This is a genomic window from Dactylosporangium sp. CA-052675 (genome assembly GCF_050947935.1).
Lineage (GTDB): Bacteria > Actinomycetota > Actinomycetes > Mycobacteriales > Micromonosporaceae > Dactylosporangium.
Window position 1 is genome coordinate 6,740,385 of sequence record NZ_CP192010.1, and the last position, 17,220, is coordinate 6,757,604.

Genomic DNA, 17,220 nt, shown 5'->3' on the forward strand with positions numbered 1-17,220 from the left:
CGCCGCACCCGGCCCCGGCGTCCACCTGGCCGCGCCCGGCCCGGCCGCCTCCCCCGCCGCGCCCGGCCCCGGCGCCCGCCGCCCGAGCCGGGCCCCGGGTCACGCCACGAGCAGGCGCAGGCCGAGCTCGGCCGTGTCGAGCGCGGCCAGGTCGCGGTTGCGCTCGGCCCACCGGCCCGAGGCGAGGTCCTCGCGCAGCGAGCGCACCGCGCGCCGCTCGGCCTCGGGCCCGACCCGGGTCCACACCGACACCGCCCGGCGCACGTGCTCGTCCAGGTACGCCTCGGGGCGGCGCCAGTACGCCTCGAAGAAGCCGTCGGCGCAGTCCCACGGGATGAGCACCGGCTCCGCGCGTCCCCCGATCGCGCGGGTCAGGTCGGCCAGGGCGGGCCAGCCGGTGAGCAGGCCGGCGACCTCGGGCAGGTAGTCGCGGGTGAGCCAGAACCGCTGCCGCCAGCCGATGTCGTCGGCGTCGTAGGTGAACACCACCACGCGGCGGGCCACCCGCCGCAGCTCGCGCAGCCCGGCGACCGGGTCCGGCCAGTGGTGCACGGTGCTGACCGCCATCGCGGCGTCGAAGGAGCGGTCCTCGAACGGCAGGCGCTGCGCGGCGGCGGCCACGCACGGCGCCGCGCCCGGGGGACGCAGCGCCCGCATGACCGCCGAGGGCTCCACCGCCGTGACCTCGCGGTCGGGGGGTTCGTAGGAGCCGGTGCCGGCCCCGACGTTCAGCACCGTCCGGGCGTCGCCCAGCGCGTCCCAGATGCGCGCGGCGATGCGCGGCTCGGTGCGCCGCGTCGCCGGGTAGGCGGGCCCGATGGCGTCGTACAGCCGCGCGCCGAACACCCGCAGCCGCTGCTCGGGCGTCGTGCCGATCCCCATGGCCCGCGCCCGCAGTTCCCGCTCGATGGCCGTCACCATGGCCGCGGCGCGGTCGCGCTGGTCCAGCAGCAGGCCGCGCAGCCGGCGCAGGTGCGCGACCGCGTCGGTGGCCGGGTCGTCGACCAGATCGGTGATCTCGCGCAGCCCGAAGCCCAGCCGCCGGTAGGCCAGGACCTTGCGCAACCGCTCCACGTCGGCCGCCGAGTAGGCCCGGTGCCCGGCCGCGGTCCGCGCGGACGGCCGCAGCAGCCCGATCTCGTCGTAGTGATGCAGCGTGCGCACGGTGATGCCGGCCAGCTCGGCCACCCGTCCCACGGTCAGGTGCTCCTCCACACCGCCGACTATGTGGCATGACGTCACGTGAGGGACAAGTCCCGGGCGCTCTAGGCTGCCGGGGTGCGGTTCGTACTCCCGGCGTCCTGGCACCACACCTTCCACCCGCGCCGCGGCGGCGCCGCCCTGGGCGCCGGGCCGGTCGGTGCGGACGTGCCGCCCCTCGGCGACGCCGCCCGGGCCGCGGTCGAGCTCGCCGCCGGGCAGGAGCCGCGCACGGACGCGGCGGTGGCCGCGCGGCGGGTGCTCGCGCCGGTGCGCAGGGCGCTCGCGGGCGCGCCCGAGGAGGTGTACGCCGAGGCCGCCGACGGGCTGCGCCAGGTCCGCACCGGGTCGTGGGCGCACCGGCTCGCGGCCGCGTTCCTCGTCCCGGACCTCGCCGCGGCGGACGTCGCCGAGGTGCCCGAGCGGCACCCGCTCGCGCCGCTGCTCCTAGCGTCGGTGTCCACTGTGGAGCAGGCGCTGGCCGTGCTCGCCCGGCTCGCGCCCACGCAGGCCGGGCAGCTGCGGGAGCCGGAGCTGCTGCACACCCTCGCCGAGGGCATCGGCGACGGGATCCTCGACCTGTACGCCGCCTACTGGACCGGCCGCTCGGTCGAGTACACGCTGGCCGGGGTGCCCGAGTACCTCGCGGCGATGACCGAGGCGCTGCCGGCGATCGGGACCGGGCGCGCGTTCGAGACCCTGCTCGAGCTGGCCGGGCAGCGCGGCGTGCCGGCCGCGGTCATGGCCGCGGCGGATCGCTTCCCGGACCTCGCCGTGCCGCTGCTGCGGGCGAACGCGGCCCGTCCCCGGGTCGCCGAGCTGCTGAGCCGCCACCTCGCCCGGCACACCGGGACGGCCGTGGCCGCGACGGGCCGGGCCCCGCGGCTGCCGCCGTGGGTCGAGCCCGCGACGCTGCCGCCGATCCGGGTCGCCGCCGCGCCGGTCGTGCGGCGGCTCATGCGCGGCGAGGTCCCCGCGGAGGCGGGCGACCTGTCCCGGTTCGGCTGGGAGGTGTGCTGCCGCTGGGAGGAGGCCGGGGCGCCGCCCGCGGGGCGCTGGGCCCTCGAGGCGCAGGCGCTCGTCGGCGACGACGAGACCGCGGCGCGGCTGGCCGACGCGGTGCGGCGGTGGGCCGCCGAGGGCAGCCGTGCGGCGGGCCGCCGCCGGGATTGACGTGCTGCGGCGGCTGGGCGGCGACGCGGCGCTGCGGCACCTGCACGCCCTGGCGAGCACGGCCGGGTCCCGGGCGGTCCGCGCCCGCGCCGCGGCGAGCCTGGCCGAGGTCGCCGCCGGGCTGGGCCTGACCGCCGACGCGCTCGCCGACCGGCTCGTCCCCCGCTTCGGCCTCGCCCCCGACGCGACCATCGTGCTCGGCGACGGCCCGCACCGGATCACCGCCGGCTTCGACGACCAGCTGCGCCCCTGGGTGAGCGACGAGCGCGGGACGCGCCGCCGGGACCGGCCCGGGTCCCCGTTCGCGCCGATCCGCCAGGGCGTCGGCAAGGTCGCGGCCGAGCAGATCCACCGCCTCGAGCTGGCGATGACGGGCGGGCGGCGGTGGAGCGCGGCGGAGTTCCGGGTGCTGCTGGAGCACCCGCTGCTGTTCCCGCTCGCCCGGCGGCTGGTGTGGATCACCGGCCCGCCCGGGGCGCCCGGCGTCGCGGTCCGCGTCGCCGAGGACCGCACCCTCGCCGGCGTCACCGACGATCGGGCCGACCCGGCCGCCGGGGACGTGCTCGGCGTCGCGCACCCCGCGGACCTCGACGTTCCCGCCTGGCTGGCGGTGTTCACCGACTACGGCATCCTGCAGCCCTTCCCGCAGTTGCATCGCCCGGTGTACCGCCTGCAGCCCGGCGAGTCCGCCGCCGCACGGCTGCGCCCCGTCGCGGTGGTGCGGCTGCTCGCCCTGCAGCGGCACGGGTGGCGCCGGGCCGCGGTCGAGGGCGCCCGCGTGCTCGCGCTGGAGCGCGACCTGCCCGGCGGCGACGTCGTCACCGTCGGCCTCGATCCCGGCATCGCCCTCGGCCCGCGGCCGGACCGGCAGCCCGACCAGGATCTGCGCGAGATCCGGATTCGCACGCGCGAGGGCCGCGCCCGGCCCCTCGCGGAGCTGGACGCGGCCTCGGTCTCGCAGCTGCTGGCCGACCTCGCGCCGGATCAGGGGACGAGCGAGGAGACGGTGGTGCCGCCGACGGTCCGGGCGCTCAGCGGGAGCGGGCGCGCACGTGAACCCGTTCGCCCTGCGGGCCGAAGAGGCTCAGCACCTCGGCCGCGTACGGGCTCGGGTTGCCGAACCAGTGCGGCACCCGGGTGTCGAACTCGACCGCCTCGCCCGTCTGCAGCATCATGTCGTGCTCGCCGAGGACGAGACGCAGCCGCCCCGACAGCACGTACAGCCACTCGTACCCCTCGTGCGTCTGCGGGGCCGGCGTGTCGCCGGGGGGCGTGTGCGGCGGGAAGACGAGCTTGAACGCCATCGGGGCGCCCGGGCGCCGGCTGAGCGGGATGTGGGTGATGCCGTGGCGCACGACCGGCTGGGCGTGCACCCGCGGGTCGGCGGTCGGCTCCGTGCCCGCGAGGTGGTCCAGCGTCACCCCGTGCGCGCGGGCGAGGGGCACCAGCAGCTCCAGCGTCGGGCGGCGGCCGCCGGACTCCAGCCGCGACAGGGTGCTCACCGAGATGCCGGTGTCCGCGGCGAGCGCGGTCAGGGTCACGCCCCGCTGCTCGCGCAGCCGCCGCAGCCGGGGGCCCACGTGATCGTCCATGGCCACCAGTTTGCCATTCCGGCAAAGAACTTTGCCAGGAGCGGGACGACCGGGCATCGTCGAGCCCATGAGTGAGCGGTACGACGTGATCGTCATCGGCGGCGGGGCGGCCGGGCTGAGCGGGGCACTGACCCTGGCCCGGGCGCGCCGCCGCGTCCTGGTCCTCGACGGCGGGCAGCCGCGCAACGCCCCCGCCGGCGGCGTGCACAACTACCTCGGCCGGGAGGGCACCCCGCCCGGCGAGCTGCTGCGGATCGGGCGCGAGGAGGCCCGCGGCTACGGCGCCGAGATCGTCACCGGCGAGGTCGTGCGGGCCTTCCGCGACGGCGACGACCTGCGCGCCGTCCTCGCCGACGGCACCGGGTTCGCCGGCCGCCGGCTGCTGGTCACCACCGGGGTCACCGACGAGCTGCCGGACATCCCGGGGCTGGCCGAGGGCTGGGGCGACTGGGTGCTGCACTGCCCGTACTGCCACGGCTGGGAGGTGCGCGACCGGCCCGTCGGCATCATCGCCACCAGTGCCCTGGCCGCGCACCCGGCGCTGCTGTGGACCCAGTGGACGCGCGACCTGGTCCTGTTCACCAACGGCCTGCAGGTGCCGGGCGTCCCCGCGGCGGTCACGATCGTCGAGGGCGCGGTCGCGAAGGTCGAGGCACGGGGCGTACACCTGCAAGACGGCGGATTCGTGCCGCGGGAGGCGATCGTGGTGCAGACGACGCTCGCCGCCCGCGCCGGGTTCCTCGACGGGCTCGGGCTGCCGCTGTCCACCCTGCAGATGCAGGGCCTGCCGGTCGCCACCTACGTCGCGGCCGACGCGATGGGCCGCACCGAGGTGCCGGGCGTGTGGGTGGCCGGGAACCTCGCCGACCCGATGGGCCAGGTCATCGGCGCGGCCGCGGGCGGGATGAAGGCCGGCGCCGCGCTCAACATGGACCTGCTGCCCGGATAGCGCCCAGCCGATACGGTGTGACGGTGAGCACCGCCGAGGAACGTGACGGGGTCGCGCTGACCAACCTCGACCAGCCCATCTTCGAGGGGGCCGGCGCGACCAAGCGCGACCTCGTCGACTATCTCGACGCCGTGCGCGACCGGATCATCCCGGTGCTGCGCGAACGGCCGCTGTCTGTGGTGCGCATCATGCGCGGGCAGGACTCGTTCATGCAGAAGAACGTGCCCAAGTACACGCCCGGGTGGGTGAAGACCGTGCACATGTGGGCCGAGACGTCCAAGCGCGACGTCGCCTACGCGCTGTGCGACGACCGCCGGACGCTGCTGTGGTTCGCCAACCAGCGGGCGGTGGAGTACCACCCGGCGCTCGTGCGCGCCGGGGACTGGGCGCACACGACGCACCTGGTGCTCGACCTCGACCCGCCCGAGGGCGGCGACTTCTCGCTCGTCGTGCGCGCGGCCGGGCTGATCCGCGAGACCCTCGACGCGTCCGGGCTGCGCGGCGCCGTCAAGACCAGCGGCGCCAAGGGCGTGCACATCTTCGTACCGATCGAGCCGACGCCGATGCAGGACGTGGCCGCCGCGACGCGCGCGATCGCCGCGCGGGCCGAGCGGCTCGACCCGGGCCTGGCGACGACCGCGTTCATCCGCGAGGACCGGCACGGCAAGGTGTTCCTGGACCCGACGCGGGTGGGCGGGGCGACGGTCGTGTGCGCGTACAGCCCGCGGCTGCGGCCCGGCTGCCCGGTCTCCTTCCCGCTGGACTGGTCCGACCTGGACCGCGTCACGCCCCGCGACTTCACCGTCCACACGGCGCCGGGGCTGCTCGGCGACGCCGACCCGTGGGCCGCGCACATGCCCGGCCCGCAGGCGGTCCCGGCCGACCTGATCGCCGAGGGCCACACCATTCCCGTCCCGCGCGTGCAGGCCATGCACGAGGGCAAGCGCCGGGCCCGGGCGCAGCGCACATCGTGAGCTTGGCGATAACCGGCCGGGCGCTCCCGCGCCGTCACGTAAGGTGCGGAGGTGGTTTCAGGGGTTAGCGTCGAAGCACCGTCCAGCACCGCCCGCCGCGCCCTCGTCCCGCTCGGCATCATCTTCTTCTTCGTCGGCATGTCGGTCGCCGTCGTCGGCCCGTTCCTGTCGCTGTTCCTGAGCACCGAGGTCCACGCGGCCCCGGCCCTGGTCGGTGCGTTCCTCGTCGCCGGCCCGCTGGCCTCGATGGTCTCCTCGAACCTGCTCGGCCGGCTCTCCGACCGCCGCCCGATCCGCCGCCGGCTGCTGCTCACCGCGGCCCTGGCCGGGTTCGCCGGCGCCGTCGCGACCGCGTTCGTGCGCGAGTACTGGGTGCTGCTCGCTCTGACGATGACCCTCACGGCGCTGAGCGGCTCCCTGTTCCCACAGTCCTTCGCCTACGCCCGCGAGGTGCTCTCCCAGCGCGGCTCGACCCGCGCGGCGATGGCGATCAGCACCCTGCGGATGGTGTTCTCGGTCGCCTGGGTGGCGGGCCCGCCCGTGGCCGCGCTGCTGCTGCAGTGGGGCGGCTTCCGGGTGCTGTACCTCACCGCCGCCGCCATGTACGCGACCGCCGCGGCCGTCGTCTTCCTGCGCCTCGACGAGGTGTCCCCGCCCGCGCACCACGAGCGCCCGCCCGCGCGCCGGGCCGGGGCGGTGGTCTGGTGCACCGTTGCCGCGTTCGCCGTCATGCAGGCCGCCGGGGTGCTCAACGTGCAGGCGATGTCGCTGTACCTCTCCCACGTCCTGCACGCCCAGGTGCGCGACGCGGGCCTGATCCTCGGCCTGTGCGCCGCGCTGGAGATCCCGCTCATGCTGGGCTTCGGCGCCCTGTCGACCCGCTACCCGCTGCGCCGCCTCATCGTCCTCGGCGCCGGGATCGGGGTGGTGTACTACACGCTGGTGGCCCTGGTCGCGCACAGCTGGCAGATCGCGGCGCTGCAGGTGCTCAACGCGACCTTCATCGCCGCCGTGCAGGGGCTGGGCATCTCCTACGTCCAGGAGCTGCTGCCCGGCGAGCCCGGCCGCGCCACGACGCTGGCCGCCAACGCGTTCCCGGTGGCGTCGCTGCTGGCCGGCCCGCTGCTGGGGCTGTCGGCGGACGTGGGCTACCGCTACGCCTACGTCTCGGCGGCCGCGCTGTGCCTGCTCGGCTTCTCCCTGCTCGTGACCACGGCGCCGCGGCACCCGGCGACGCCGGCCCCGGCCCCGCGGCCCGAACCCGCCGCCGCGTAACCGGCCCGCAGCCCGAACCCGTCACCGCCGCGGTGACCGGACCCGGGCCGGCCGGACGCCGCGCGCCCGGCGGGCGTCAGACGGCGACCCGGGCGGACTCCGAGCGGCGGCGCTGCTTCTTGGCGCGGTTGCCGCAGCTGTCCATCGAGCACCAGCGCCGGCTGCCGGGCCGCGACCCGTCGAGGAACAGCGCGTCGCACGCCGGGTCCGCGCACTCGCGGATGCGCTGCACGGCCGGGGAGGTCACGAGGTCGAGCGCGTCGCGGGCGATGAGCGCGAGGGTGCTCGTGACGGGGTCGTTCGCGTACCACCGCAGCTCCCCCCGCTCCCCCAGCGCCGGGGTCGGCACGGTGCGCGCGGCCGCCTGGTTGACGCGCTCGCGCGGCGCCTCGCCCGCCGCCGCGGCCCCGGCGCGGGTGCGGGCCGCGGCGACGAGCGCGTACACGGCCTCGCGCAGCTCGTGCGCGTCCCGCACGATCGCGGCGGGCACCACGCTGCCCGGCACCGGGGTCACGGGACCGCACTGGCCGACCCACGCCGCGAGCGCGGGCCCGTCGGGCAGCTCCTCGACGGCGTGCTCGGTGCCGCGACGGCGCAGCGTCCGGGTGAAGTCGAGGCACAGCCGTCCGGCGCCCAGGCGGAAGAGGTCTGGCATTCGGCCACCCTATCCTTCTGACCGGTTTAACCGGTACACCCCGGCTGCCCGGCGGCGACCCGGTGCAGCAGGTCGCGCAGGGCGGTGAGGACGGGCTCGGGCTGCTGCACGTGGAGGTACTGGTGCGACGCCCCCGCGACCAGGCGCTGCTCGCCGCGCGGGACCGAGGCGGCGATCGCCGCGTGCAGCGCGTGCACGCCGTCGTGGGCGCGCTCGAGCAGCTCCGGCGGCATGTGCTGGACCCAGAGCGGGTTCTTGTCCGCCGCGCTGAGCACGATGAGCGGCACGTCGGGCAGCGGGCCGCCGGCGGCCAGCTCCGCGTACACCTCGTCCTCGAGGTTGCGGCCCTCGCGCAGCCCGGTGCGCCAGTGCTCGAGGCGATGCTCGACGAGGGGCTCGCGGATGTCGTCGGGCCACTGCGCGTACAGCCGCAGCAGCGCGGCCCTCGACGCCTCGATCTGCTCGGGGGTCAGGTCCGGCAGCGCCTCCCACGTGGGCTTCATCCGCTCGTTGAGCGCGACGACCTCGGCCGGCAGGTGGCGCAGGATGTCCTCGTGGCCGGGGTCGAGGAACAGCAGCCCGGCGACGTCGGACGGGAACAGCTGCGCGAACCGGCGCGCGTAGACGGCGCCCATCGAGTGCCCGGCCAGCACGTACGGGCCGGGGATGCCCGCCGCGCAGCGTCTCGCGCAGCTCGCCGGCGACGGCGGCCGCGGTGCGGGGCAGGTCGGCGTCGTCGCTCCAGCCGGTGCCGGCCCGGTCGTAGGTGACCGCCGTGGTCAGCGCCGACGCGGCCCGCACGAGGTTGTCGTACTCCAGCCCGACGAGCCCGGCGCCGGGCAGGAACACGACGGGCGGTCCCCCGTGACCGGCCCGGTACAGCGCGATGCGGCGCCCGCCCGCCTCGACGAGCGCACCCCGTGGCATTGTTCTCATGGGTGCGAACATTATCAGGTGTGCGAACATAAGCCAATGGACCCCGTCGAGCTCCTGCTGCACCCGGTGCGGCTGCGGATCGTGCACGCCCTGTCCGGCGGGCGCAGCCTGACCACGCAGCAGCTGTGCGAGCGGATCGCGGACGCGTCGAAGGCGACGGTGTACCGCCACGTCGCCCTCCTCGCCGAGGCCGGCATCCTCGAGGAGTCGGGGCAGCAGCGGGTGCGCGGGTTCGTGGAGCGGCACTACCGGCTGCAGCCGGCGCGGGCCGCGGTGACCGCCGAACGCGCGGCGGCCGCGACCGCCGAGGACCACCGGCGCGCGTTCGCGGCGTCGATGGCGGCGCTGCTCGCCGAGTTCCAGGCCTACCTGGGCGATCCCGCCGCCGACCCGGCCGCGGACCAGGTCGGCTACCGCCAGCACGCCGTGTGGCTGACCCCGGCCGAGCGCGAGCAGCTCATCAGGGGCATGCGCGCGGCGATCCTGCCGATCCTCGCGAACGGCCCCGCCCCCGGCCGCGCGCAGCACCTGCTCAGCCCGATCCTGTTCCCGCTCGACCTCCCGGCCGGCAGCCCGGCCGAGTCCCCGGCCGAGTCCCCGGCCGACGCGCCGGCCACCGGCCAACCATGAGCGCGGGCCGCGGTGTGCCTAGAGTGGGAGGCGTGACGCAGACGGTCCGGCTCACCGGATACGCCCACGGCGGCGGCTGTGCCTGCAAGATCCCGCCCGGCGAGCTCGAGGCGGTGGTCGCCGGGCTCGTCGGCGACCGGGCCCCCGAAGGCCCCGGCGAGCTGCTCGTCGGGCTCGACGACGGCGACGACGCGGCGGTCGTGGCGATCGCGAACGGCACCGCCGTCGTGGCGACCGCGGACTTCTTCACGCCGGTCGTCGACGACGCGTACGACTGGGGCCGCATCGCCGCCGCGAACGCCCTCTCCGACGTCTACGCGATGGGCGGCCGGCCGGTCGTGGCGGTGAACCTGCTCGCCTGGCCCCGCGAGGTGCTGCCCCTGGAGCTGGCGGCCGAGGTGCTGCGCGGCGGGCTCGACATCGCCCGCGAGGCCGGCTGTCACGTGGCGGGCGGGCACTCGGTGGACGACCCGGAGCCCAAGTACGGCATGGCGGTCACCGGCCTCGCCGACCCGCAACGCCTCCTGCGCAACGACCGCGGCCGCGCGGGCCTGCCCCTGACGCTCACCAAGCCGCTCGGCGTGGGCGTGCTCAACAGCCGCCACAAGGCCACCGGCGAGCCGTTCCCGCACGCGGTCGCCGCGATGTGCACCCTCAACCGCGACGCGTCCGAGGCCGCCCTGGCCGCGGGCGCCGAGTGCGCCACCGACGTGACGGGCTTCGGCCTGCTCGGCCACCTGCACAAGCTCGCCCGCGCGAGCGGCGTGACGGCGGTCGTCGACGCGGCGTCGGTGCCGTACCTCGAAGCCGCCCGCCGGGCCCTCGCCGACGGCTACGTGAGCGGGGGCACGCGGCGCAACCTCGACTGGGTGCGCCCGCACCTGGACGCGGGCGCGACGCCCGAGGACGAGCTGCTGCTGCTGGCCGACGCGCAGACGTCGGGCGGCCTGCTCGTGGCGGGCGAGGTGCCCGGCTACCCGGTCATCGGCGAGCTCGTCCCCGCGAACGGGCCCACCCTGCGCGTGCGCTGACCCCCGCGCCCGGGCACCGCCTCCGCACGGGAACTCCGCCTCCGCCCGGCCACTGCGCACCGGCACTCCGCACGAGCCTTGGGCGCTGACCGCGCCGCGCGGGCGCCGCACGGACACACGGACGTGCGGGCGCCGCACGGACGCGCGGACGCGCGGGCGGCTGCCGCACGGGCGCGCGGCGCGCGGACGCGCGGGCGGCACACGGACGCGCACGCGCGGACGCGCGGGCGGCACACGGACGCGCACGCGCGGGCGGGCGCCGCACGGACGCGGGCGCGCGGGCGCCGCACGAGCGCGCGGGCGCCGCACGGGCTCGAACACAGCCGCTGCGCTTCCACGGTGGGCACCCCCGCACCGCCCTCTCCGTCCGGCCGGAGGCGCCTGCGAGTTCGCGCCGCCCGGTGCGGTCGTGCCGGGCCCGGAATTTCGCGTCGTCTGCCGGGGTGACATATACATCCACTTCTGCGATGTGTGCTGCGGCGATATTTCCCATCGAACCCGAATCGTGCCTGCTCACGGTGTTTGGCATCGGACGATCGGAGGACAGCGAGCGATGTCGATCACGACCTAAGCTCACGACTCGTCACTTCGAGGACGGGTTGCAGGGTGGGCAGGCAGTACTCGGTTCCGGAGCGCCTCGGCGCGTTCGGCCTCGCGGTCGGCGCCGCGGCCGCGGTCTGGCCGGCGCTTAGCGCCGGCGCGGGCCTCGGCCTGCCGTGCCCGCTGCGGTGGGCGACCGGCGTGCCGTGCCCCGCCTGCGGCCTGACCACCGCGGCCGTGGAGCTCGCGCACGGCCGGGTGCTCGCCTCCCTCGGCGCCAACCCGGCGCTCGCGGGCCTGGCGCTGCTCACGGCCGTGACGGTGCCGCTGCTCGCGCTGCGGCACCTGGGCCTGGCCCGGCCGCCGCGCCCGTGGACGCCGCGGGCGCGCCGGCGGGCCGCAGTGACGGCGCTCGTCGCCGCGGCGGCGAGCTGGCTGTTCCAGCTTCACCGATTCGGCCTCATACCGTCTTAGGAGACCCCTCCCGATGAACTACGCAAGCTGGCCCGTACGCGTCGGCGCCGCCCTCGTCGACGCCATCCCCGCGGTGATCCTCTCCGGCATCGGCTACCTGATCGCCGGCCCGACCGCCGACGACCCCTCCATCGGCCCGCTCTACTACGTCTTCGCGCTGCTGTCGCTGGTGTACACCGTGTTCAACCGCTGGTACCTCGGCGGCCAGGGCGCGAGCCTGGGCAAGAAGGCCCTGGGCGTGCGCCTGATCAAGGAGCAGACCGGCCAGCCGCTCGGCTTCGGGGGCGCCTTCGTCCGGGACATCTGCCACATCGTCGACACCATCATCTGCTACATCGGCTACCTGTTCCCGCTGTGGGACGCCAAGCGCCAGACTCTCGCCGACAAGATCACGGGCAGCCTGGTCGTCAAGGCCTGACGGTTCCGGCACCGGACCGGCACGGAACCCAGCACCGAGCGTCGCGGCGCCGGGAGTCACGCGACTCCCGGCGCCGCCGCGCGTCCACGGCCCAACCGGCAGAACCACGCAACTCCCGGCGCCGCCACCCGTCCAGCGCACAGCCCGGAGAGCCACGCGACACCCGGGCACCGCCGGGCGTCCAGGGCACAGCCGGAGGTCAGGGCCTCGCTTCGGCATCTTCGAGGCCGGCGCGCTGGGGCTCGACGACGTACCGGGGGTCCTTCGTCGACTCCATGCCCGCCTCGAAGATGCCGAAGCGCGTCGCGAGGGAGCCGGCCAGCAGCGCCGCGCCCGACAGCGCCGACACGATCCGGCTGCGGCGGCCGAGCAGCGCACCCGCCGCGCCCGCCAGGTTGAGCCGGCGCGCGGCGCGCAGGAGGCGGCCGGCCCGGCCCTCCCGGTACGGCTCGCTGAGCAGGCCCAGCCCGTGCTCGATGCGGTGCGTCGCGGCGAGCTCGACGGCGACCCCGGCGACGGCGAGCGCGCGGGCCGGGCCGCCCTCGCCCGGCGGGGCGGCGATGAGCCCGACGGCGGCCCCGCTGGCCAGGGCGCTGCCGGCGAACGCGAACGGCAGGTCGTCGCGGGCGGCGTGCCACGACGGGGCGGCGGTGTCGGCGATGAGCACGGCCGTGTACGTGGCCAGCGCCGGCGCCAGCGCGGCCGCGCCGATCCCGGCGGCCCGTCCGGCGCCGCCGACCAGCCCGCGCGGGCGGGCCTCGGTCGTGGCCGCGAGCCCGGCGGCGCCGCCGAACGCGCTGAGGATCCAGGTGCCCATCGACATCGGCGAGGTCGGCTTGGCCACGCGCAGCATGTGGTGGAAGCGCTCGGGCCGGCCGAGGTCCTTGATGAGGAAGTAGGTGCTCGCCCCGAGCGCCCCGAGCGCCGCGAGCCGGGCCGCGCGCCGGGTCTTCGGCCGCCCGGTCAGGTCGGCGCCGGCCGCGAGCAGGGCGCTGCCGGCCGCGAGCCCGCCGGTGAACAGGTACGCGGGCACGTCGTGCGACCAGACCGGAGTCTTGACGATGGGACGGCCGTAGTAGGACCGGAAGTCGGCCCGGGGCACCTGCACGTCCTCGCCACCGTGCTCGCGCCGCGGCCGCCGCTCCCCCGCCCGCCCCCCGGCCCCGCCCCGCGAACGACCGCCGAAAGAACGATCGTCCCGCGAACCTCCACCGCGCACGGACGAGCGTGCAGAGCCGTCGCCCGGGCCGGAACCGGCCGGGTGCGCGGAGCCGTTGCCGGAGCCGGAGCTGGGGCTGGAGCCGTTGCCGGAGCCGGAGCTGGACGTGCGCGGCGAATCGTCGCCGGGGAAGGAGCCGGAAGCGTGCCCGGTCATGGGCGCCGGCCCAGGAAGGACACGGCCACCGCCGCGGCCATGGTCAGTGCGGCCCATCCCGCCCGCTTCCACATGCCCGGCAGGTTACGCGTCGTGGCGACCGGCGCGGGCGGCAACCCGTACACCTCCGGCTCGTCCAGCAGCAGGAAGAACGCCCCCTGCCCGCCCACCCCGTCGCCGGGGTCGTGCCCGTAGAGCCGCGCCTCCGGCCGGTCCAGCTGCTCGAGCCGGGCCTCGGCGCGCTCGCGGAGCTCGTCGAGCGGACCGTACTGGATCGACTCCGTCGGGCAGGCCGTCGCGCAGGCCGGCATCAGCCCGTCGCCGATGCGGTCGTAGCACAGCGTGCACTTCCAGGCGCGCCCGTCGCCCTCGCGGCGGTCGATGACACCGTACGGGCAGGCGGTCACACAGTATCCGCAGCCGTTGCAGATGTCGGACTGCACGATCACCGTCTCGAACTCGGTGTGCATGAGCGCCCCGGTCGGGCACACGTCGAGGCAGGCCGCGTGCGTGCAGTGCTTGCACACGTCGGACATCATGAGCCAGCGCATGTCGCCGGAGCCGTCCGAGCCCGGTGCCGGCGGCGCGGGCTGTTCGATGAAGGCGACGTGCCGCCAGGAGTTCGCGTCGAGCCGGCCGGTGTTGTCGAACGACATGCCGAGCAGGTCCAGGCCGTCGGCCGGGACGTCGTTCCACTCCTTGCACGCGACCTCGCACGCCTTGCAGCCGATGCAGACGCTGGTGTCGGTGAAGAAGCCCATCCGCTGCGGCGTCCGGCCGATGCTCACAGGCCCGCCCTCCGGTTGTAGTCGTCGACGAGGGCCCGCAGCGCGGCGCCGCGCGGACGGCGCCCGGGCCGCACGTCGCAGGTGCCGACCTTGGTCTCCTGGATGAGCACGTTCGGGTCGAGCACGATGCCGACGAGATCGTTCGCGGAGTCACCGGTCGTGAGGCCGGAGTTTCCCCAGTGGTACGGCAGCCAGATCTGATGCACCGGCCGCCCGTCGATGCGCAGCGGACGCATCCGCGGGGTCACCATGACCCGCGCCTCGATCGCCGAGCGGCTGGTGACGACGTGCGCCCAGCCGAGGTGCTCGAGCCCCCGCTCGGCCGCGAGCGCGGGCGACACCTCGACGAACATCGCCGGCTGCAGCTCGGCGAGGTAGTCGAGGGTGCGGCTCATCCCGCCGGCGGTGTGGTGCTCGGTGAGCCGGCTCGTGGTGAACACGAACGGGAAGACGTCGCTGCGGACCGGGTTCATCGGGTTCTCGGAGCGCTGGTACCGCTTGCGGGTCGGGTTCGCCTGCTGGCCGTACAGCGGGTTGGCGACCGGCGACTCGGCCGGCTCGTAGTGCGTGGGCAGCGGCCCGTCGACGAGGCCGCTGGGCACGTACAGCCAGCCCTTCCCGTCGCCCTGCATGACGAACGGGTCGTCGCCGGCGATCGCGGCGGGGCCGGCCGCACCGTGCTCCGGGCGGTACCACGGCGGCTTGGTCTTCTCGAAGTCGGGCACGTCCGGGCCGGTCCACTCGCCCTTGGCCTCGTCCCAGCGGATGTAGGCCTTGCGCTCGCTCCACGGCCGGCCCTGCGGATCGGCGGACGCGCGGTTGTAGAGCATCCGGCGGTTCATCGGCCACGCCCAGCCCCATTCGAGGCCGAGCGGGTCGTCGCCGGACGCGGGCGTGCGCCGGGCCGCGGCGTTGACCCCGCCCGCGTAGACGCCGGAGTAGATCCAGCAGCCGCAGGCCGTCGAGCCGTCGTCCTTGAGCTCGTCGAAGCCCGACACCGCCGCGCCGTCGGCGACGCGGTAGCCGTTGATCTCGCGCAGTACCGCCTCCGCCGAAGGCTCGTCGTGCACCCCGTGCGTCGGGTAGTCCCACGCGAGGTCGCGCACCGCCCGGTCGCGCTCCAGTGTGGACAGTCGCAGGCGCTCCTTGACCAGGCGGCCGAGGTGGTAGAAGAACCACAGCTCGGAGCGGCAGTCGCCCGGCGGGTCGACGGCCTTCTGCCGCCACTGCAGCAGCCGCTGGGTCTGGGTGAACGTGCCCTCCTTCTCCACGTGGGAGGCGGCGGGGAGCAGGAACACCTCGGTCTTGCACTCCTCGGTGACGATCTCGCCGGTCTCGATCTCGGGCGCGTCACGCCAGAACGTGGCGCTCTCGATCTCGTACAGGTCGCGCACCACCAGCCAGTCCAGCTGCGCCATGCCGAGCCGCTGGGCGCGCCCGTGGGCCGAGCCGACCGCCGGGTTCTGGCCGAGCAGGAAGTACCCCTTGACCTTGCCGTCGAGCATCGACAGCACCTGCTGGTAGGTGCCGTGGTCGCCGGTCATCCGCGGCAGGTACCCGAACCCGTAGTCGTTGGCCTCCGTGGCGGCGTCACCGAAGTACGCCTTGAGCAGGCTCACCGCGAACGCGCGCGCGTTGCCCCAGAAGCCCTTCTGCCCCGGGTGGCGGATCGCGTCGACCCAGTCGCCGAACGTGTCGTGCTTGCCCGCCGACGGCATCGGCAGGTAGCCCGGCAGCAGGTTGAACAGCGTCGGGATGTCGGTGGAGCCCTGGATGCTGGCGTGTCCGCGCAGCGCCATGATGCCGCCGCCGGGCCGGCCCATGTTGCCGAGCAGGAGCTGGATGATCGCGCCCGTGCGGATGTACTGCACCCCGACCGAGTGCTGCGTCCAGCCGACCGAGTACACCAGCGCGGTCGTGCGCTCCCGGCCGGAGTTGCGCGTCCAAGCCTCGCAGATCTCCGCGAAGTCCTCGGGCGCGACGCCGCACACCTGCTCGACGACCTCCGGGGTGTACCGCGCGAAGTGCCGCTTCAGGATCTGGTACACGCACCGGGGGTGCTGCAGCGTCTCGTCCCGCTGCGTCTCGGCCGGCACCGGGGCGCCGTGGGACTCGTGCTGGAGCCCGCCCGCGGTCTCCCGGGTCGCGTGGCCGTGCTCCGGCTCGTGCTCCTGATGCCCCTCGTACTGCCACGACGACGGGTCGTACGCCTGCGTCGCCTCGTCGAAGCCGGAGAACAGCCCGTCGAGGTCCTCGGTGTCGCGGAACTCCTCGCGCACGATCGTGGCCGCGTTGGTGTACGCGACGACGTACTCCCGGAAGTCCAGCTCGTTGCTCAGGATGTAGTTGACGACACCACCGAGCAGCGCGATGTCCGACCCGGCCCGGATCGGCACGAACATGTCGGCGACGGCGCTGGTGCGCGTGAACCGGGGGTCGATGTGGATGACCTTCGCCCCGCGGGCCTTGGCCTCCATCACCCACTGGAAGCCGACCGGGTGGGCCTCGGCCATGTTCGAGCCCTGGATCACGATGCAGTCAGCGTTGGCCAGGTCCTGCTGGAATCCCGTGGCGCCGCCGCGACCGAAGCTGGTCCCCAGACCGGGGACGGTGGCGGAGTGTCAAATGCGCGCCTGGTTCTCGATCTGCAACGCGCCGATCGCCGTGAACAGCTTCTTGATCAGGTAGTTCTCTTCGTTGTCCAGGGTCGCGCCGCCGAGGCTGGCGATGCCGAGCGTCCGGTTGAGCGGGCGCCCGTGCTCGTCGCGGTCCTGCCAGGTCTCCGCGCGCGCGGCGACGACCCGGTCGGCGATCATCTCGAGCGCGTCGGCGAGGTCGAGCTCCTCCCAGGCGGTGCCGTAGGGCCGGCGGTACTTCACCTTCGTCATCCGCAGCGGGCTGGTGACGAGGCTCTTGCTGGCCGAGCCCTTGGGGCACAGCCGGCCGCGCGAGATCGGGCTGTCGGGATCGCCCTCGATCTGGGTGACCTTGCCGTCCTTGACGAAGACGCGCTGGCCGCAGCCGACGGCGCAGTAGGGGCAGACGGACTTGGCGACGGAGTCGGCCTGGGTGGTGCGGGCGGAGATGGCCTCGGTGCGGCGCGAGCGCACGGCCTCGCCCCGGCCCGTGGGATCGGGGCCGGTGAGCTGCCGGTACACCGGCCATCTCCGCAGCCACTCCATGACTCTCGACTGTATGCCAATCACGGCC

At 75.4% G+C, this 17,220-nt stretch carries 15 protein-coding genes and 1 pseudogene; 9 read left to right on the top strand and 7 right to left on the bottom strand.

All coding sequences use genetic code 11. The annotated features are described in order from the left end of the window. Positions 1-99 precede the first annotated feature (99 nt). Positions 100-1,215: a MerR family transcriptional regulator gene (locus ACQP1P_RS29980; protein WP_433075787.1), complete on the bottom strand. Its 1,116-nt coding sequence runs from the start codon at positions 1,213-1,215 to the stop codon at positions 100-102. Positions 1,216-1,278: 63 nt separating this feature from the next. Between ACQP1P_RS29980 and ACQP1P_RS29985 the strand changes: the two genes are divergently transcribed. Together ACQP1P_RS29985 and ACQP1P_RS29990 are read left to right on the top strand one after the other, a co-directional pair. Further along, positions 1,279-2,373: a hypothetical protein gene (locus ACQP1P_RS29985; protein WP_433075788.1), complete on the top strand. Its 1,095-nt coding sequence runs from the start codon at positions 1,279-1,281 to the stop codon at positions 2,371-2,373. A 253-nt stretch (positions 2,374-2,626) separates the two neighbouring features. Further along, a pseudogene (locus tag ACQP1P_RS29990) lies at positions 2,627-3,019 on the top strand (DUF4132 domain-containing protein); the annotation flags it as partial. A 385-nt stretch (positions 3,020-3,404) separates the two neighbouring features. On the opposite strand, the gene ACQP1P_RS29995 reads toward ACQP1P_RS29990, so the two are convergent. Beyond that, positions 3,405-3,965 (bottom strand): helix-turn-helix domain-containing protein, encoded by a 561-nt coding sequence (locus ACQP1P_RS29995; RefSeq protein WP_433075790.1) that lies wholly within the window; start codon positions 3,963-3,965, stop codon positions 3,405-3,407. A 67-nt stretch (positions 3,966-4,032) separates the two neighbouring features. Between ACQP1P_RS29995 and ACQP1P_RS30000 the strand changes: the two genes are divergently transcribed. The 3 genes from ACQP1P_RS30000 to ACQP1P_RS30010 are packed head-to-tail and all read left to right on the top strand — an operon-like array spanning position 4,033 to position 7,163. Beyond that, positions 4,033-4,914, top strand: coding sequence for an NAD(P)/FAD-dependent oxidoreductase (locus tag ACQP1P_RS30000; protein WP_433075792.1), 882 nt, complete (start codon positions 4,033-4,035; stop codon positions 4,912-4,914). A 23-nt stretch (positions 4,915-4,937) separates the two neighbouring features. Beyond that, positions 4,938-5,888 carry a DNA polymerase domain-containing protein gene (locus ACQP1P_RS30005; protein ID WP_433075794.1) on the top strand — a complete coding sequence of 317 codons (951 nt, stop codon included), beginning with the start codon at positions 4,938-4,940 and terminating at the stop codon, positions 5,886-5,888. A 51-nt stretch (positions 5,889-5,939) separates the two neighbouring features. Further along, positions 5,940-7,163 carry a sugar efflux transporter gene (locus ACQP1P_RS30010; protein WP_433075796.1) on the top strand — a complete coding sequence of 408 codons (1,224 nt, stop codon included), beginning with the start codon at positions 5,940-5,942 and terminating at the stop codon, positions 7,161-7,163. 76 nt (positions 7,164-7,239) lie between these two features. Here the strand turns inward: ACQP1P_RS30010 and ACQP1P_RS30015 are convergent, their stop codons facing one another. Both ACQP1P_RS30015 and ACQP1P_RS30020 read right to left on the bottom strand, forming a co-directional pair. Then, complete coding sequence (locus ACQP1P_RS30015) at positions 7,240-7,818, bottom strand: CGNR zinc finger domain-containing protein (protein WP_433075798.1); 579 nt, start codon at positions 7,816-7,818, stop codon at positions 7,240-7,242. Positions 7,819-7,844: 26 nt separating this feature from the next. Further along, entirely contained in the window at positions 7,845-8,471 is a 627-nt protein-coding gene (locus ACQP1P_RS30020) for an alpha/beta fold hydrolase (RefSeq protein WP_433075800.1), read from the bottom strand. Between the two features lie 319 nt (positions 8,472-8,790). On the opposite strand from ACQP1P_RS30020, the gene ACQP1P_RS30025 reads away from it, so the two are divergent. The 4 genes from ACQP1P_RS30025 to ACQP1P_RS30040 all read left to right on the top strand — a co-directional run bounded on the left by ACQP1P_RS30025 (position 8,791) and on the right by ACQP1P_RS30040 (position 11,847). Further along, positions 8,791-9,384 (top strand): helix-turn-helix domain-containing protein, encoded by a 594-nt coding sequence (locus ACQP1P_RS30025; protein ID WP_433075802.1) that lies wholly within the window; start codon positions 8,791-8,793, stop codon positions 9,382-9,384. 23 nt (positions 9,385-9,407) lie between these two features. After that, complete coding sequence (selD, locus tag ACQP1P_RS30030) at positions 9,408-10,415, top strand: selenide, water dikinase SelD (RefSeq protein WP_433090161.1); 1,008 nt, start codon at positions 9,408-9,410, stop codon at positions 10,413-10,415. A gap of 606 nt (positions 10,416-11,021) precedes the next feature. Next, entirely contained in the window at positions 11,022-11,429 is a 408-nt protein-coding gene (locus ACQP1P_RS30035; protein ID WP_433075804.1) for a DUF2752 domain-containing protein, read from the top strand. Positions 11,430-11,442: 13 nt separating this feature from the next. Beyond that, entirely contained in the window at positions 11,443-11,847 is a 405-nt protein-coding gene (locus tag ACQP1P_RS30040) for an RDD family protein (protein WP_433075806.1), read from the top strand. A 199-nt stretch (positions 11,848-12,046) separates the two neighbouring features. On the opposite strand, the gene nrfD is transcribed toward ACQP1P_RS30040, so the two are convergent. The 3 genes from nrfD to fdh form a co-directional block, all read right to left on the bottom strand. Next, positions 12,047-12,955, bottom strand: coding sequence for an NrfD/PsrC family molybdoenzyme membrane anchor subunit (gene nrfD / locus ACQP1P_RS30045; protein ID WP_433075808.1), 909 nt, complete (start codon positions 12,953-12,955; stop codon positions 12,047-12,049). 263 nt (positions 12,956-13,218) lie between these two features. Then, on the bottom strand, positions 13,219-13,983 hold the full coding sequence (locus tag ACQP1P_RS30050) for a 4Fe-4S dicluster domain-containing protein (protein ID WP_433090163.1): 765 nt from the start codon (positions 13,981-13,983) through the stop codon (positions 13,219-13,221). A gap of 23 nt (positions 13,984-14,006) precedes the next feature. After that, the gene (gene fdh / locus ACQP1P_RS30055; protein ID WP_433075810.1) at positions 14,007-17,192 is read right to left on the bottom strand and encodes a formate dehydrogenase; all 3,186 of its coding nucleotides are present in this window, start codon (positions 17,190-17,192) and stop codon (positions 14,007-14,009) included. Positions 17,193-17,220: the final 28 nt, after the last annotated feature.

What these genes read in the sequence shown, in the direction of transcription:
- ACQP1P_RS30050 (WP_433090163.1), bottom strand. Translation starts at nt 13,983, where the DNA reads ATGGGCTTCTTCACCGACACCAGCGTCTGCATCGGCTGCAAGGCGTGC.
- ACQP1P_RS30025 (WP_433075802.1), top strand. Translation starts at nt 8,791, where the DNA reads ATGGACCCCGTCGAGCTCCTGCTGCACCCGGTGCGGCTGCGGATCGTG.
- ACQP1P_RS30015 (WP_433075798.1), bottom strand. Translation starts at nt 7,818, where the DNA reads ATGCCAGACCTCTTCCGCCTGGGCGCCGGACGGCTGTGCCTCGACTTC.
- ACQP1P_RS30040 (WP_433075806.1), top strand. Translation starts at nt 11,443, where the DNA reads ATGAACTACGCAAGCTGGCCCGTACGCGTCGGCGCCGCCCTCGTCGAC.
- ACQP1P_RS30000 (WP_433075792.1), top strand. Translation starts at nt 4,033, where the DNA reads ATGAGTGAGCGGTACGACGTGATCGTCATCGGCGGCGGGGCGGCCGGG.
- ACQP1P_RS29995 (WP_433075790.1), bottom strand. Translation starts at nt 3,965, where the DNA reads ATGGACGATCACGTGGGCCCCCGGCTGCGGCGGCTGCGCGAGCAGCGG.